At 42.9% G+C, this 17,153-nt stretch carries 15 protein-coding genes; 3 read left to right on the forward strand and 12 right to left on the reverse strand.

The window, feature by feature from the left end; translation table 11 throughout:
- Window positions 1-10 precede the first annotated feature (10 nt).
- Entirely contained in the window at window positions 11-439 is a 429-nt protein-coding gene (locus ACQEXU_RS20425; RefSeq protein ID WP_427012108.1) for an HIT family protein, read from the forward strand.
- Window positions 440-490: 51 nt separating this feature from the next.
- Here the strand turns inward: ACQEXU_RS20425 and ACQEXU_RS20430 are convergent, their stop codons facing one another.
- The 5 genes from ACQEXU_RS20430 to znuA all read right to left on the reverse strand — a co-directional run bounded on the left by ACQEXU_RS20430 (window position 491) and on the right by znuA (window position 8,383).
- Window positions 491-721 (reverse strand): FeoC-like transcriptional regulator, encoded by a 231-nt coding sequence (locus ACQEXU_RS20430; RefSeq protein WP_427012109.1) that lies wholly within the window; start codon window positions 719-721, stop codon window positions 491-493.
- The gene (gene feoB / locus ACQEXU_RS20435) at window positions 718-2,991 is read right to left on the reverse strand and encodes a Fe(2+) transporter permease subunit FeoB (protein ID WP_427012110.1); all 2,274 of its coding nucleotides are present in this window, start codon (window positions 2,989-2,991) and stop codon (window positions 718-720) included. Before feoB ends, ACQEXU_RS20430 begins: the two co-directional genes overlap by 4 nt.
- On the reverse strand, window positions 2,991-3,221 hold the full coding sequence (locus tag ACQEXU_RS20440; protein WP_427012111.1) for a FeoA family protein: 231 nt from the start codon (window positions 3,219-3,221) through the stop codon (window positions 2,991-2,993). The genes feoB and ACQEXU_RS20440 overlap by 1 nt, the downstream gene beginning before the upstream one ends.
- A gap of 772 nt (window positions 3,222-3,993) precedes the next feature.
- On the reverse strand, window positions 3,994-7,338 hold the full coding sequence (locus tag ACQEXU_RS20445) for a helix-turn-helix domain-containing protein (protein ID WP_427012112.1): 3,345 nt from the start codon (window positions 7,336-7,338) through the stop codon (window positions 3,994-3,996).
- Between the two features lie 166 nt (window positions 7,339-7,504).
- A complete protein-coding gene (gene znuA / locus ACQEXU_RS20450) occupies window positions 7,505-8,383 on the reverse strand; it encodes a zinc ABC transporter substrate-binding protein ZnuA (RefSeq protein WP_427012113.1) in 879 nt (292 codons plus the stop codon).
- 83 nt (window positions 8,384-8,466) lie between these two features.
- Between znuA and znuC the strand changes: the two genes are divergently transcribed.
- Window positions 8,467-9,255 carry a zinc ABC transporter ATP-binding protein ZnuC gene (znuC, locus tag ACQEXU_RS20455; protein ID WP_427012114.1) on the forward strand — a complete coding sequence of 263 codons (789 nt, stop codon included), beginning with the start codon at window positions 8,467-8,469 and terminating at the stop codon, window positions 9,253-9,255.
- Window positions 9,248-10,024, forward strand: a complete 777-nt coding sequence (znuB, locus tag ACQEXU_RS20460) for a zinc ABC transporter permease subunit ZnuB (protein WP_427012120.1) — start codon at window positions 9,248-9,250, stop codon at window positions 10,022-10,024. Before znuC ends, znuB begins: the two co-directional genes overlap by 8 nt.
- 43 nt (window positions 10,025-10,067) lie before the next feature.
- On the opposite strand, the gene purF is transcribed toward znuB, so the two are convergent.
- The 7 genes from purF to ACQEXU_RS20495 all read right to left on the reverse strand — a co-directional run.
- Entirely contained in the window at window positions 10,068-11,582 is a 1,515-nt protein-coding gene (gene purF, locus ACQEXU_RS20465; RefSeq protein ID WP_367986914.1) for an amidophosphoribosyltransferase, read from the reverse strand.
- A 35-nt stretch (window positions 11,583-11,617) separates the two neighbouring features.
- Window positions 11,618-12,109 carry a CvpA family protein gene (locus ACQEXU_RS20470; RefSeq protein WP_427012115.1) on the reverse strand — a complete coding sequence of 164 codons (492 nt, stop codon included), beginning with the start codon at window positions 12,107-12,109 and terminating at the stop codon, window positions 11,618-11,620.
- Window positions 12,110-12,171: 62 nt separating this feature from the next.
- Window positions 12,172-12,747, reverse strand: coding sequence for an SPOR domain-containing protein (locus tag ACQEXU_RS20475; protein ID WP_427012116.1), 576 nt, complete (start codon window positions 12,745-12,747; stop codon window positions 12,172-12,174).
- Window positions 12,748-14,013: a bifunctional tetrahydrofolate synthase/dihydrofolate synthase gene (gene folC, locus ACQEXU_RS20480; RefSeq protein ID WP_427012117.1), complete on the reverse strand. Its 1,266-nt coding sequence runs from the start codon at window positions 14,011-14,013 to the stop codon at window positions 12,748-12,750.
- A gap of 41 nt (window positions 14,014-14,054) precedes the next feature.
- Complete coding sequence (gene accD, locus ACQEXU_RS20485; protein ID WP_367986918.1) at window positions 14,055-14,981, reverse strand: acetyl-CoA carboxylase, carboxyltransferase subunit beta; 927 nt, start codon at window positions 14,979-14,981, stop codon at window positions 14,055-14,057.
- 176 nt (window positions 14,982-15,157) lie between these two features.
- Window positions 15,158-15,952 (reverse strand): tRNA pseudouridine(38-40) synthase TruA, encoded by a 795-nt coding sequence (gene truA / locus ACQEXU_RS20490; RefSeq protein WP_427012118.1) that lies wholly within the window; start codon window positions 15,950-15,952, stop codon window positions 15,158-15,160.
- Window positions 15,953-16,048: 96 nt separating this feature from the next.
- The coding region (locus ACQEXU_RS20495; protein ID WP_427012119.1) for a FimV/HubP family polar landmark protein at window positions 16,049-17,153 on the reverse strand (1,105 nt) is incomplete at its 5' end.

The raw sequence follows: 17,153 nt of genomic DNA on the forward strand, positions 1-17,153 counted from the left end.
GAAAATGATAATGAGTTTTGAACTGCACCCTCAATTGGCAAAAGATACTTCCATCATCGGCCACTTCCCATTGTGTGTAGCACTGCTGCATAAAGACAATGCAGTGCCTTGGGTCATCTTAGTCCCTCAGCGTGCCAATCTAAAAGAGCTGCATCATTTGCCTATGCAAGAGCAACAACAATTCTTGTTAGAATCTCAAGCTGTAAGCCAAGCTCTAGAAGCGACCTTCCAGCCAGATAAACTAAATCTTGGCGCTCTAGGTAATATGGTTCCACAGCTTCACATTCACCATATCGCCCGCTTCCAAGACGATGTGGCTTGGCCTAGACCAGTATGGGGGAATACAAAAGGTGAATTCAGAACAGCAGATGAGCAACATCAACTGCAGACTCGCATTGGCAACGTCTTGTCATTAAGTTCACTATTTACCAAAGCTTAATCATAAAAAAGCCGCTCTAATGAGCGGCTTTTCCAAATAAAAACGATGTTCTTATAAAGTCACATTCAGTGACAATGCATCATTTCGGTTGAGAGCGTAGCGTACTCGGGTTACTTTCTGCTGTGCATTCGTATCTTCAGTACGCGAGATAACATTTTTGCGAATCCATATTGCGAGCATCGCATCCACACCATCTTCGCTTAACGCATATTTCTTCGCAAGTTCTACCCGCGTAGCCATACCGTGATCAGTGATATATTGCTTCAACTCTGACAAAATCATGCTGTTGTTGCCTCAAAAGCGACTTGTTGTTTTTTGCCAGCCACTTTCAACATGCGGAAAATAATGAAACTCACCACAATAATGCTCACGATCCAAATCGAGCTACTCACAGGCGACTCTGAAAAATGGGTAATTTGGTTATATAACGCCGCACTACCATACGCTAAGCCCATCGTCCATACGGCGATGAAGCGAGCATATTTCTGGCCAAACTCTCTTACGTACGCACCCATCGCTGCAACACATGGGGTGTATAGCAAGATAAAGATTAAGTAAGCAAATGCAGCGTTACCCGAAGCGAAGTGCGCTTTAATATTTCCAAAGATAGAAGCATCGACTTCTTGTTCTTCAGCAACACCATTCGCATCAGTTAGGTCACCGACTTCAATACCCAAAGGATCGCCATAACTCAAACCAGATAAGTTTTCAGGAATTGTCATTACTGCTTCTTCAAGACTAGCAAGCAGATCAAACTCGGCATCTTCCCCTTCTACGCTGGTGTACAAGTTGTTTAACGTACCAACAACAGCTTCTTTGGCGAAAATACCCGTAATAATACCTACCGTCGCTGGCCAGTTATCAGCTTCTACACCAATCGGTTCAAAAACTGGCGTCACGACTTGAGCAGCCTTTGATAACACAGAATTTTCACTGTCTTCGTTACCAAAAGAACCATCCGTGCCCACTGAGTTCAAGAAGCTAAGAATCGTAACCACCACCACGATTGTTTTCCCGGCACCAAGAACAAACCGCTTTAGTTTCTGCCAAGTTTTGATCATTACGTTTTGCATCGTTGGCAACTCGTAATCTGGCATTTCCATCACTAAGCTGTCGCTTGCACCCGGGTAAAGGGTACTTTTTAGAACTAAGCCAGTAAATACTGCTGCTGCGATCCCTAGAAGGTATAAGGCAAATACGACATTTTGCCCACTTTCAGGAAAGAAAGCTGCTGCAAAAAGTGCATACACAGGAAGGCGTGCACCACAAGACATGAACGGTGCCATTGACGCTGCTAGTTTACGTTCGCGCTCTTGATCCAACGTACGCGTCGCCATAATAGCCGGTACGTTACAACCAAAACCAAGAACTAAAGGAACAAACGCTTTACCAGGTAGCCCTATTTTCTGCATCACTTTATCCAGTACAAACGCAGCACGGGACATGTAACCAGAACTTTCAAGTACCGCAAGGAAAAGATATAAGCAGGCAATGACAGGAATAAAGGTCGCAACGGTTTGAATACCACCGCCAACACCGTCAGCAATAAGAGTTACGAGCCAAACAGGGAGATGATCATCAAGAAGATAGTGACCACCATCAACCAATAAGGCACCAACACCAATATCAAAGAAGTCAATAAATGCACTACCGATGTTAATTGAGAACATAAACATCAAGTACATCACTAAGAAGAAGAAAGGAACACCGATCCACTTATTTAAAACGAACTGATCGACTTTTTCAGTAAAGCTTCGGCTAAGCTTACCTTCGCTGCGACGGATTGACTTACAGCTTTCATGTAAAAACGTGTATTTAGAATCCGCGACATGCAAATCAATATCCAGATCCAGTTGCTGCTGACTTGAACGAATTAGCTCACGCTCAGATTCTGGTAAAGGGTTGATCACCAGTAAGTCATTCTCAAGCGCTCGTATCGCAAGAGCCCTTGCAGATACGTCTTGGTTTGCGAAAACACCCTCGACTTTATCAATGGCTTCTTCAAATGCCTGGCCGTAGGTTAAGTTCATTTCTTTTAAAGCAACACCTTGAACCAACGTCTTGTGTAACTTCTCTTTGAAACGAACCACTTGGCCTTTACTGTTAGCAGACAGTGAAAATACCGGACACCCCAGCATCTTTTCTAATGCTTTTAAATCAATGTTTTGACGCTCTCTCTTTAAGGCGTCCATTTTGTTCAGCACAACCACCATCGGTCTGCCGAGCTCGCGCAGCTGAAGCGTCATGTACAGACTGCGTTCTAAGCATGTTGCGTCAACAACATTAATAATTAAATCCGCTGAGTGCGTTAAAACGGCACGAGCAGCAATGGATTCATCGATACTGTTGCCATCATTACCACTATCAAGCGCATAAATACCAGGCAAGTCTGTAAGAAGAAAGTCATCCCCAGAGTGACTATAGCGACCCGTTTTCTTTTCAACAGTGACACCAGCCCAGTTACCGACTTGCTGCTTTGCACCTGTCAAACCATTGAATAAGGTTGTTTTACCAGAGTTTGGGTTACCAACAGTTAAAATATTGTACTGCATTACGCTTGCACCTCAACATTGATGGCACTGGCAATACTATTACGTACTGCCATTGATACACCTCTTGCTTCAACTTGTAGTGGGTCACCCATTGGAGCTCGACGAACCAAGTTAACTTTGGTATTTGGCAATAGTCCCATCACCATAAGTTTCTTTCTGACATCTTGGGAGAGCTCACTGTACCCAGTGATCACCGCTTCTTGACCTTGCTGTAATTCTGATAACTTCATAATAAGTGTATTTGTAGTAGTAATGAGAAATGTTTTTATTCACACTTAACATAATACTCCTTGGTGAAGGCCTCAGTCTTGTTCAAAATCAATATTTGCAATTATGAGATGTCACTTTCGTTAAAAATCGATACGTAAAAAACGTTAAAACCATTCAAGCTCCATTATTTCGATTCAACAAACCTCCTTACCAAAACATAAAATAATCAAAAATAATTTAAATTAATCAGATAGTTAGATAACTTGTCGCATTTCTTATGACACAATGGCGTTAATTTTATAAGTAAAATAAGTCAAGGGTCGTATAGTTAACCACGTCGAGAGGGAAATGCTCCTAACCGACAAATGAATTCCAGAGGTGGTGCGCCCGCACCACTCCGGCAGCAAGCGAAGGTGTCATTGACACCCGTGGTATAGTCCCCCGGCTATACCACGATATTTTTTTTCTTACCTTTCAATTATCTTTCTTAAAACCTTCAGCCTTTACCCCAAATTGGTTCTGCTCAACTCATATCCTTGATCTAGACGCGTCTCGTATGTGGATACAGGTGACCACCTATTACAGAAGCTCTGTAGTTCTGAACCACAATAGTGGACACGATGAACCTTCAACGAAATAGAACAAAAAGAAATGCTAGCAAGTAGGTGCTACTCGCTCATATCAACTTGAAGAGAATCAATTCAGGTACTTATCGGAATTAATCAAGCTACTATGCTCCAATGAACGTTGAGCTTGTGTTTACTGTAAGGATTATCATGAATGACACCTATCTTAAACTAAATAGGTATCATCACTTTCTTGAGCTTCGACAAATTGCGAAGGGGAAACACCGAAACGATGCTTAAAACGTTGGCTAAAGTAGGAAGGGTCATTAAAACCACACTCAAATGCCACCTCAGACACTTTTTCTCCTGCAAGGAGACGGCGACAAGCGTAATCTAACCGAACTTCATTAAGATAATCTTTAAATGTTCGTGACATCGATGATTTAAAACGCCTTTGTAAACTGCGCTCCGAGACATACATTAATTTCGCAGCCTGCGAAGTACCAAACTCAGAATCGGAATAATGTTGATGCACTAACTGCTCTAATTTTTCAATCCAAGGATCCGTTGATATCGATTCCTCTTGCTCTGATGGTTCAATTGCATCGACAACAGACGATTCATCAAATACTTTTCTGCATACCCAACTTAACTCAATCAAGTTCCTTTCATCAGACGTATGTAAATTCATTTCGCCACCACTTTGCTCTACCAAAGTACGTAACTCCGTCCAATTAATAGGCCCTGTGGCACTACTATCAATCTTATTGCCTTGGTCCAACATAGATAGCCGTACTCGTTCATCAACAGCTTGAATTGTTATCGTAACAATCTGATTTCTGTAGCTACGCTTAATTAAACTGTCAAAGAGAATGCTAAACACTTCATCAAGATTAAAATAATCAAGAACGATATAGAGATTGGAATGCTGACCGATGTCAGTTTCAACACTCAAGCCCATCTTGGTAAACTCTTCTTCCCAGCCAGATAGCACTGAAGAGACAACGAGACCTAAATTATAAAGCGGGGAGATTCCTTTATTGTCAGTATGAACATTCAATAACATTTCTAGCTCACTAGAAAGGCTCCTCACTAATTTTTGGCGTTCTAGTTGCTCGTCACCTTGAAGGTTATTCGCTGTCTTGTTCAACTTATCTTTGAGTTGCTGCACGACTTGGCTAAAGATGATCCGACGCACCTGTAATTGCTTTCGTAGCTGATGGTTATTGGATACGAGGATACGACTTTGGTGCCTCAACTGATTTGTTTTAAGCGCTACTTGGGCTTTCAAGACCTTATTGGTTCGAGCCATAATACGCGAACGCCAATAGACTACCCCGGCCAAAGCCGTCACCACCAACAACACATAAGTCACGATGGCATAAGAGGTAAAATACCAAGGTTCAAGCACCTGAAAATAGAATGTATTTTCCTGACTTCGTTCCCGATCATTAATGATGCGGCGCACAGCCAATTGATAGTCACCCGGCATCAAATGGTCAACGGTCAACTGAAAGCCGTCTAACACGCGCCAGCTATCGTCACCATTCAATCGATATTCAAGACTTAGATTACTGACCTGAGGAATAACACCAAACTGAAAACCAATCGAATCACCATACGCAAAACTTGGTTTATCTACGATTGAGGCGCCTAATGATATGAGCTTTCGGTTCACTTTAACCTGACTCAATATCACCCGAGTGTCAGGAAGTGAACTGGTCAACAACTCTGGAGAATCGACTTTGATTAAGCCAAATCGAGAGCCAAACACTAGATCTTGCCCTTTATCTCCACCATTAGTGCAAATATCCGTAAGGAACTCGTTGTTAATCAAACCAAAAGGTGGGCCAAATTCGCCTTCTAATGAACCTTGGGAAGTATAGCGAGACAACCCTGATGAAGTTGCCAGCCATACACCATCAGAATTGCTGAGCAAACACTTGGGAGTAACGTAGTCATCTGCAAGCGGTAGCTTCTGAACTACATCTTGGAACAGATCCACACGGAACAAACCGTAGCTACTTGCAGCCCACACATACTCCCCATCGACATCCACTAGGCTAGCAACTTGTCCATAACGATGAGTATCAGCGATATAACGCACCTTGCCATCTCGAACAAGGTAGATACCATGATCCGTACCTATTGCCAACATATTGTTGTTAAAGGCTTTTATTTCAGAAATTCTAACGTTCGATTGATTACTTAACAGCCAGTCACTACCATAATCGGTATACTCTTTCGTGTTTAAATCAAAACTCCAAAGCTGATGTCTATTTCCTCCCCAGAGCAAACCATCTTCGCTAATGTCAACATGCTCAACCGCGGACTGTTTCACGATCTCAGGCAACATATGGCTGGTGTTCTTGCCAGTTACAGCATCTAAACAGCGTAATCCGTTGTCTGTAGCAAGCCAAAGTTGCCCATGGCTTTCCCTTAACTCATGAACCTTACCTTGATAGTACTGCTGATATCGTATTGATCGATCTAAAGTAACACTGTAAACACCTTTATTTGAGCCTAGCCAATACGCATCTTGTTTTGAGCGTTTGATAATTTCCTGCATGTTCTCATTACGTATCCCCTGTGCCATAAACTGAGTTGAGAATCGCTTAAACTTGTCACCAAACAACGAGGCATAACGAATTCCTCGGTCTGTTGCTAGCCATATTCCGCCAACATGGTCATTCACCAAAGAGTAAATTTTCCCCCCCGATAGGGTATAACCAGGTAAGTTACGGCTATTTAACCTAGAAATTTCCCCGGTCATGAACGAGTAAATAAACAAGCCTCTCTTCGTACCAATCCAATACTCTCTATCGGTTTCAGCAATGGATAACACATGAGATGTCGCAACATGAGCAACGGGCTCAACAGAATTCTGTATATCAAAAATCAACGCCCCTTCCCGTGAACCAACGATTAGCTCACGGCGTTTATCAGAAAAATACAGTTTTTCCACATAGGTTTTACCCGAGCTAGGGATATGACTAAAGTGCCCACCTTCCGAGAGGTAAACGCCTGCGTTGGTGGCTAAAACCCATTTTGATAGGATTAACTGAGCATCGTTAATACTGATCTTACTGGATTGAGTATATTGATATAGCTCCATCAGCGAATAGCTATGGAATTCTCCTGTATCAATCTGATAAGTATAAAAATTGGTTTCGTCTGAAACCCAAATATACCGTTTGGATGCACCGATATTTTTAATTTCAATGCCCGGCATCAGGCTAAAAACAAGCTCGCGCTCGTGATTTGGGATTGTTTTGTATATTTCATTGTCGACAAAGGACCAGAATGCGTTGTCGAGATAAGCGATCTTCTCTTGATCGTACTTGAGAACTGAGCCTGATTTCGGTGCAATATTCTGTCCATCATAGAATAGGACTTGGTTACGAACATCTTGCATCCACAAGCCGCCATCATTGGCAAGAAACAGTTGCTTAGCCGCAAAAACTTTGCCCTGAGCCTGAGTCGGCAAAGGGTAAAAAACGGACGGGGAATCATCCACTGCTTGCACATTGAGTGATACGGCAAGCAACAGAAAGCATAGGTATCTAAACACCAGTTATTTCCTAACAGCTAAGCAATCAATAAAAATAAATATTTTTGTTTTTGAATTATCTTAGATTCTAGTTTATTAACAAGTAATTAGATGTAGGGAATGGAGGAATTAAAGGTGAGATCACAATGAGAGAGAGCGTGTGTACAACTCCCTCTTGTGATGCTTTTTAATTAGCAAGACACTCAGCAAATCGTTTAGACAAATCGGTTAAGAACTGGAAGTAGGCACCGTCTTGGATAGTGATATCACTGGCTACTGGATCTAGAATGCCAACATTTACATTGCTCCCACGAGTAACAGACTTGATAACAGCAGGCGTAAACTGTGGTTCACTGAATACACACTTAGTATCATTATTTGCTAGTGACTTACGGATCTGAATCAGTGTCTTTGCACCAGGCTTACGATCTGGACTCACGGTAAAATGCCCTAAGTGGTTTAACTGATAATCTTGTTCAAAATATCCGTATGCATCGTGAAATACGTAGTAACCTTTTTCTTCAACTGGTTGAAGACGTTGTTCAATCTCTAGTGAAACTTGCTTAATATTTTGCTCAAACTCAGCAAAGTTCGCTTGATACTTAGCTGCATTGTCAGGGTCCACTTGTGCAAGTTTTTCACTAATCGCAAGCGCCACTTGTAGGGTTGTTCGTTTCCCTAGCCAAAAATGGGGGTCATGACTGCCATGATGATGACCTTCATGCTCGTGATGCCCACCTTCATACTCACGCAATGCCAAACCTTTAATTGAGCTTAGAGTCAGTACGGTCGGTTGTTGTTCCAAAACCTTAGTCAAAAATGGCTCTAAATCCTGACCAAACCAAATAACCAAATCCGCCTTCTTAAGGCGCTTAACATCTGAAGGCTTCAATGCATAGTCATGTGGCGATGTGTTGTTACCCAGTAATACGTCTGGCTGGCTGACACCTTTTGTGATTTCCCAAGTAATAAGTTGAATTGGCTTAATACTCGTCAAAATTTCTTTTGCCTGTACGCTAACAGAAGTGATCAGTAGCGATACCAGCAAAAAAACATAACGTTTCATAATTTACCCAATGATTTCTGATGGCTTTGAAGTGGAACGAATGTTACATTATAACAATACAGAATTGCAAATGAGTTCCATTCATGTCGACCTTAGTCGAGTTGAACCAGATCGGTGTCCAATTTGATGACCGAGCGGTTCTTGAAAACGTCTCCTTAACCATTAAACGTGGTGAAATCACTACACTAATTGGCCCCAATGGTGCAGGTAAGTCTACTCTCGTAAAAGTATTACTTGGCTTACAAACCCAATACACAGGCACTCTCAAAAAATCAAAGGGACTAAAAATTGGTTATGTTCCACAAAAGCTGAAGTTAAATGACTCGCTGCCTCTCAGTGTGCGCCGCTTTCTTTGTTTAGCGGGGCGATTCAGTAAACAGGAATTACTTGATGCCCTTAAGCTTGTTGGGGCTGAACATTTACTAGATGCAAATATGCACTCACTCTCTGGTGGTGAAAACCAACGAGTCTTGCTGTCTAGAGCGCTACTTCGCAGGCCTGATCTGCTTGTTTTGGATGAACCAGCACAAGGTGTGGATGTTCAAGGTCAAATTGATCTCTATGATCTGATTGATACTCTTCGCCATAGATTTAATTGTGGTGTATTTATGGTTTCACATGATCTTCATCTGGTTATGGCGAAAACTGACGATGTGATATGCCTACACCATCATGTTTGTTGCTCAGGTTCTCCTGCAGCAATTACACAGCACCCTAAGTACATTGCTTTATTTGGCAACACACGCCAAGAAACCTTAGCGTTATATCATCACCAACACGATCACCATCATCACGATCTATCTGGGCAACCCGTTTCTGGGGACGCAGAAAACTGTGCTCATCACACCCACGGTCACCATCATCATGATTGAGTTTTTATTACCGTCTATTTTTGCCGGCCTCGGCATTGCTCTTATCGCCGGGCCACTTGGTTCCTTTGTTGTTTGGCGCAAAATGGCATACTTTGGCGACACTCTTGCTCATGCTTCTTTAATGGGCTTAGCATTAGGGTTCTTGTTTGATATTAACTTGTACCTTGCTTTATTAATCTGTTGTTTAGCGCTTGCCGTTTTATTGGTCACGTTGCAAAAACAAAAACTGGTCGCAACAGACACCTTATTAGGCATACTCGCCCATAGCTCACTCTCTATTGGTTTGGTGGCGGTTAGCTTCCTCGATAATGTCCGTATCGATTTGATGAGCTATTTATTTGGTGATTTACTCGCTGTTTCATCATCTGATCTTATATTCATCTATTCCGGTGTCGCCTGCGTTTCCCTCGTACTAATGGCTTTCTGGCGCCCATTGCTATCAACTACTGTCAATGAAGAGCTCGCCGCTGTTGATGGTCATAATGTCGATTTAATGCGGTTATTATTGATGCTTATGGTGGGTGTTGTTATCGCCGTAGGAATGAAGTTTGTAGGAGCCCTGATCATGACATCATTGCTCATTATCCCGGCAGCAACGGCAAGACGCTTTGCAAGAACCCCCGAACAAATGGCCGCATTAGCTTCAGCCATAGGTGCACTCGCTGTATTGTGCGGGCTCAGCCTTTCATGGCATTTTGACACTCCAGCAGGCCCTTCGGTTGTTATTAGTGCAACAATGATGTTTATGCTGAGTCAGTTCAAACGTTAGGACATTAAAAAAGGCTTCCAATTGGAAGCCTTTTTATCAACGCCTATGCACCTTCATTATGCAATTCTAGGTTTGCTAGGTCTTGTTGGATCTCTCGTTGAGTTTTCGCATCATCGCCGCGTAGTGACTCCAAGAAATCTAAATACTTCTGGTCGATATCACCAGTAACATATTCACCACTAAATACCGACGTTTCAAATACCTTAATGTCGCTATTCCCTTGCCCTACTGCACTCACTAAATCTTCTAATGTTTGGAAGATAAGCTCATCAGCACCAATCTGTTTACAGATAGCATCGTTATCTCGACCGTGAGCAATCAGTTCATGCGCGCTCGGCATATCAATACCATACACATTCGGGAAACGGATTTCCGGCGCAGCTGACACCATAAATACTTTCTTAGCTCCAGAGTCACGAGCCATCTCTACAATCTGTTCTGATGTCGTACCGCGAACAATAGAGTCATCCACTAGCAAAACATTTTTATCTTTAAACTCTGAACGAATGGCATTGAGTTTACGACGTACTGATTTCTTACGTTGCTGCTGACCCGGCATGATAAACGTACGGCCAACATAACGGTTCTTCACAAAACCCTGACGGTATGGCTTATCAATCGCTTGAGCGATTTGCAGCGCAATATCGCACGACGTTTCAGGAATTGGGATAACAACATCGATATCTAAATCAGCGTATTCGTCACGAATGCGGTCGCCTAACTTTTTACCCATTTCAACACGAGCGCTATAAACCGAAATTTTATCGATAAACGAATCAGGACGTGCAAAGTAAACAAATTCAAAAATACAAGGATTGAGAGATGGATTATCAGCGCATTGCTTGGTATACAGTTCACCGTCAAAAGTGGCATAGATGGCTTCACCTGGAGCAACATCACGGACAAAATCAAAACCAACAGCATCCAAAGCAACGGACTCAGAAGCCACCATATATTCCGTGCGTCCAGCAACTTCACGCTTACCAAGGCATAGAGGGCGAATACCATTAGGATCACGAAAAGCAACCATACCATGACCAATAATCATGGCTGTTACCGCGTACGCTCCGCGAATAGTACGATGTACATTCGTCACTGCACGAAACACATCATCAGAATTCACGTTGCCTTTTACCGTATCAATTTCATGCGCTAACACATTCAACAAGACTTCAGAATCAGATGTTGTATTGATGTGACGGCGATCTTTCTCAAACAGTTTTTCACGAATTTCAGCCGCATTTGTCAGGTTACCGTTGTGAGCCAAGCTGATACCAAAAGGAGAGTTCACGTAGAAAGGCTGTGCTTCAGAGGCACTTGAACTACCAGCGGTTGGGTAACGAACATGACCAATACCGACATTCCCTTGCAGCCTTTGCATGTGTTTTGCTTCAAACACATCCTTCACTAGACCGTTCGCCTTTCTTAGACGAAAACGATTGCTTTCTATGGTACAAATACCCGCGGCATCTTGGCCACGATGCTGCAAGACAGTCAATGCGTCATAGATAGACTGATTTACAGGCGTTGCGCCCACGATTCCAACAATACCACACATGTCCTAACCCTCGATTTGCGACAATGACTGGCGCGTTATAACGCGCCAGATAAGAAACTAGATGTTGCTTGCAAGTGCTCGAAGAATGGCGCAATGATTCGACTAAATTCTGGAACCAATTGCGATCCTCTCCACCACTCTGAATCTGGAAACGATGTAAACGCATCCATAAAAAACAATGCAGCCGATACAATCAGGACACCACGTAAGGCACCAAATACGATTCCTAATACACGATCGGTTCCTGAAAGACCTGTTTTTTGAACTAATTGGGCAATCACGTGATTTACAATGGCTCCCACAATTAGCGTAGCAACAAACAAGGCTGCAATCGCCGCACCGTTTCGAATGAGGTCATCTTGTATGTTGGAGAAATACACAGCTAATTTAGCGTAGTATTGGCTAGCGACAAAAAAAGCACCAAACCAGATAACCAACGACAAGGCTTCCTTAGCGAAACCACGGACTAAACTGATCAAAGCCGATAGGCCGATCACACTTAAAATGACAATATCTAACCAATTCATGAAAATTCACATCTTAAGTTGGCGCGCATTTTAACAGAAAAAATGCTGACGCAAACGTTTTCTTAAGGATTTAGTGGTTTAAATTTAAGCAATCGACCTTTTGAACCGGTAATTTTTTCCAGTTCAATAATCTGACGCTCAAGCTTGCTCTTGGATACATCCGGACCAATGATTATTCGAGTAAACCCATTTTCTATTTTGCTATGAGCCTGATAGCCGCGTTTTTGTAGATCCTTGACAACACTTTGTGCATTCTCCGCATTTTTTAGAGCCATCAATTGGATAATCCAACCGCTATCTTGATACTCATTTTTCTCCGGAACTGGCTTGACCTTCACCGGTAAAGGCTTGGGCTCAACCACGGTAGGCTTAACCTCTTTAACTGGCTCCTCTTTTGGCTCAGGTTGGGGTTCAACCACAACCTCAACTGGGGAGTCAGGTAAACTTGCACTATCATCTTCAGGCTCAAACACTTCAAACGACTCGATGTCGCTATCCAGTTCAGGCTTAATCGGGATGCTGGCAATCTCTTCTTTATAGTGGGTCTTCTTACCATCCAATACATCTGGCAATACGATGACCCCAACCGCAACCAAAATAATGGTACCAACTAAACGGTTTTGAAATTTACTTGCCATTTAATCTCCTTTGTTCTGCCAGTGCTCTAACACTTCTCCGACAGTATGGAATGAACCTACAACAATTATTACATCCTGTTCGCCGACTTTTGTCATCGCGCTTTCAAAGGCTTCTACTGGATTTTGATATTCTGAGACGCCAGCCGGTAAGAACTTGGTCAGTTCTTGAGCGCTTGCCGCTCTCGGCCCCGTCAAAGAAGCAGGATACCAAGTAGGTGATAGATCTGAGAGAGCCTTTAATGTCGCTTCAATATCTTTATCATGAAGCATTGCAACCACCATATGGATGGTTTTGTCCAGATACTGGGATTGAATACGCTTCACCAAATACTCTGCAGAGTGAGGGTTGTGCGCAACATCAAGTAGTATGGTTGGCTGAGTATCAATAACTTGCATGCGACCTGGAAGCTTTGCGTTTTTTAAACCATTTACAATGTTTACATCACTAAGATCTAAGCCTGCACATCCTAACGCCATCAATGCTGTTGCTGCATTAGGGAGAGGTAACGCGGGTACAGGTAACTCTTCTAATAAGTATGGACCACTGCGCCATTCCCATAGATCAGCGTCAATCAATTTATAGTCGAACTGAATTCCAACTTGGAAAAAATCAGCTCCAATATCATCCGCATGGGCAGCAACGGTTGCTGGCGGTTTCGGTTGTCCACAAATCGCTGGTTTATCTGAGCGAAAAATACCTGCCTTCTCAAAGCCAATAACATTGATATCATCACCTAGCCAATCAACATGATCGACAGCCAGACTAGTTATCACTGACACATCGTGGTCCACAACATTGGTCGCATCCAATCGACCACCAAGCCCCACTTCAAGCAACACAACATCAACATTTTCTGTTTGGAATGCACGTAATGCCGCTAATGTACCGAATTCAAAAAAACTTAGGGAGATATCTTCGCGTTGCTGCTCGATATAAGAAAAAGCTTCTACATGCTTTTTATCAACTAAATCTTCACCATTAATGCGAACACGCTCATTGTAACGAATAAGGTGGGGAGAGCTGTATACACCAACGGAATAGCCAGCATCGAGTAAGATGGCTTCCATTAAAGCGCATGTCGAACCTTTGCCATTAGTGCCAGCAACGGTAATGACGGTTTGAGCAGGTTTGGTAAGTTTTGCTTTCTCAGCGACCGCTTGAACGCGCTCTAAGCCAAGATCGATTGAAGAAGTATGAATGCTTGATAAATAATCAAGCCACACCGCTAAAGAGGATGTGGCTTGAGGGACTGGGTTTTGACTCATCTAACTAAAACCAAAGTTGTGGTTATCTGTTAGGGTCTACTTTAACCTTTTTCTGTCACTTCTGGTACAGTGTAGTCTTCTTCATTTGGTGAATCATTGACAGAAACCACCAAAGGTGAAGTGTTGTTGGTCAGTTTTGCAATTAAGCTACCAACACGTTGACGCATTTCACGACGATCAACAATCATATCAATCGCACCATGCTCTAGTAAGAATTCACTGCGCTGGAAACCTTCAGGTAAATCTTCACGTACCGTTTGTTCGATAACGCGACGTCCAGCAAAACCGATCAATGCTTTCGGCTCACCGATGTTGACATCACCAAGCATTGCAAGACTCGCAGAAACACCACCCATTGTTGGGTCCGTCATCACTGAGATGAAAGGTAAGCCTTTTTCAGACAAACGTTCTAATGCCGCACTGGTTTTTGCCATTTGCATCAAAGACATCAGCGCTTCTTGCATACGAGCGCCGCCACTTGCAGAGAAACAAACTAATCCGCAGTTATTTTCAATTGCAGCTTCAACAGCACGAACAAAACGAGCACCGACGACAGAGCCCATTGAGCCACCCATGAAAGTAAACTCAAACGCACAAGCGACTAAAGGCATACCTAATAATTCACCTTTCATCACAACAAGCGCATCTTTTTCGCCACTGTTCTTCTGTGCAGCAGAAATACGATCTTTGTACTTCTTCGAGTCACGGAACTTCAACTTATCTTGCGGTTCAAGATCATTAGCTAGTTCAACTCGATTATCTTCGTCTAAGAAAGTTTCTAGACGACGACGAGCTTTCATTCGCATATGGTGGTCACATTTAGGACACACTTCTAAGTTACGCTCTAACTCAGCATGATAAAGTACTTGTTCACACGAAGTACATTTAGTCCAAACACCTTCTGGAATAGAAGCTTTACGAGAACTAACAATGTTGCTTTTTTCTAAAATCTTTTCAAGCCAACTCATGGAAGACCTTTTCTCTTAACTCTCCCGCGCAATGCGAAAGATACAAATTCTAAATTTACGCGAAAGGATTAAAGCATAGAAAATGCCAAGTGTAGACAAAAAACTGGTTGTACCTATTTCCTGCACTAGCCTCTCACACACTAACAGTCTGATTTATTAGAACAAATCAAACACGTTTAGTTCAGTTCATCCGGTAAAAATAATGGCCCGATAGGTACTCTTGGTAATGAGTATTCTTGCGGGTAATCCACATCAACTAAATACAAACCTTCCGCTTTCGCGGTAGCTCCAGCAAGCTTTCGATCTTTTACTTCTAGCAGCCATTGAATCCACTCTGGCTTTTGCTCACCTCTACCGACAGCAATTAAACTGCCAGTGATATTACGTACCATGTGATGTACAAATGCATTCGCTTTGATATCAATCACAACATATTGACCATGGCGTGTAACATCTAAGTGCATTATGTTACGCCACGGGCTACGGGACTGGCAATGAACCGCTCTGAAAGACGTGAAGTCATTCTCACCTAATAGGAACTGCCCAGCTTCATGCATCGCTTTCTCATTCAGTTCACCGTGATAATGACTGACACCTGAACCAAGAATACCAGGCCTCAAGGCACTGTTGAAAATGATATAGCGATAGCGGCGAGCCGTTGCTGAGAATCGTGCATGAAACTCATCCGGCACTTGTTTAGCCCAACGAACAGCAATATCACTTGGAAGATTTGCATTGGCACCCATTGTCCAAGCCACCATTTTCCGACTTGCGGTGGTGTCAAAATGCACCACTTGTCCAGTACCATGCACACCAGCATCAGTTCGCCCTGCGCACTGAACTTCAACCGGATGATTAGCAACAATACTTAGTGCTTTTTCCAGCGATTCTTGGACACTTTTGACTTCTTTTTGCCGCTGCCAGCCATAATAATTTGTGCCATTGTATTCAACGCATAAAGCAATTCTCATTGAACTCTTCTCTGTGGAAAATGGGGCGGGAAGTATATAACTTCTCTTGTAAAAAAATAAGGGGGGCAATAGCCCCCCTTACGATTTAACTCTTGGTCATCGACCTCGAATTGTATCTATCAGGTTTTTTGCTTCTCTGCGAATCTCATCTTTGCCATCTACGATGGCTTCCTCTAACAGCTTGATCGCACCTTCATTGTCATTCATTTCGATGTATATCTTCGCCAAGTCTAACTTTCCAGCAGCTTCAGCATTTGCGTCAACATCAAAATCATCAATATCACCAATCACGTCTGGGAAGTCATTTAAACCAACATCTAAGTTTAACTCTTCATCATCAAGATTTTGCTTGAGCTCTTCTTGATCCACTTCAGCCATTAGCTCATCAATTGTTCTATAGTTATTCTCTTTTGGATCAAATTCAGCAAGGTTTTCTTGCTCTTCCCAATTTTCTTCGTCAACCTCTGCTTGTTCAGGAGTATTATTACTATCCCAAACACCTTGCTCATCCTCAGGAATATCATCGGTAATTTGAGCTTGCTGCTCTGGCGATAAATTAAAGCCATTCCAGTCTTCACCGCCAACTTCGAGCATTGCATCGATATCCATACCTGCACTATCTACAGTATGACTATCCATTGGAGCATCAAAGTTAAAGTCTGTTGATGAAGAAGAGTTTTCTGCCAGTAACTCATTAAACTCTTGTTCGTTATACACATCAGATGTTGGCGCGAGACGCTCCGATTCAACTTGTGATACTTGCTCTGTCTCGACAGGCTCTGGCGCTAGCTCAGCTTCTGCTGGTTCATCTGCGATATCTGCTAAAGCATCTTCTTCGCTGTATTCCGGCAGCTCTAATTCATCCAGTTCAATCGCCGACTCTGTTTCGATAGACTCCGGCGCTGATTCAGACTCTACTTCTGCTGCTTCATCTGCGATATCTGCTAAAGCATCCTCTTCGCTGTACTCCGGTAGCTCTAACTCATCCAGTTCAATCGCTTGCTCTGTTTCGATAGGCTCTGGCGCTGACTCAGACTCTACCGCCGCTGGTTCATCTGCGATATCCGCTAAAGCATCTTCTTCGCTGTACTCCGGCAGCTCTAAATCATCCAGTTCAATCGCCGGCTCTGTTTCGATAGGCTCTGGCGCTGACTCAGACTCTACCGCCGCTGGTTCATCTGCGATATCCGCTAAAGCATCT

Source organism: Vibrio sp. TRT 21S02, assembly GCF_050113675.1.
In the GTDB taxonomy this organism is placed as follows: Bacteria; Pseudomonadota; Gammaproteobacteria; order Enterobacterales; family Vibrionaceae; genus Vibrio.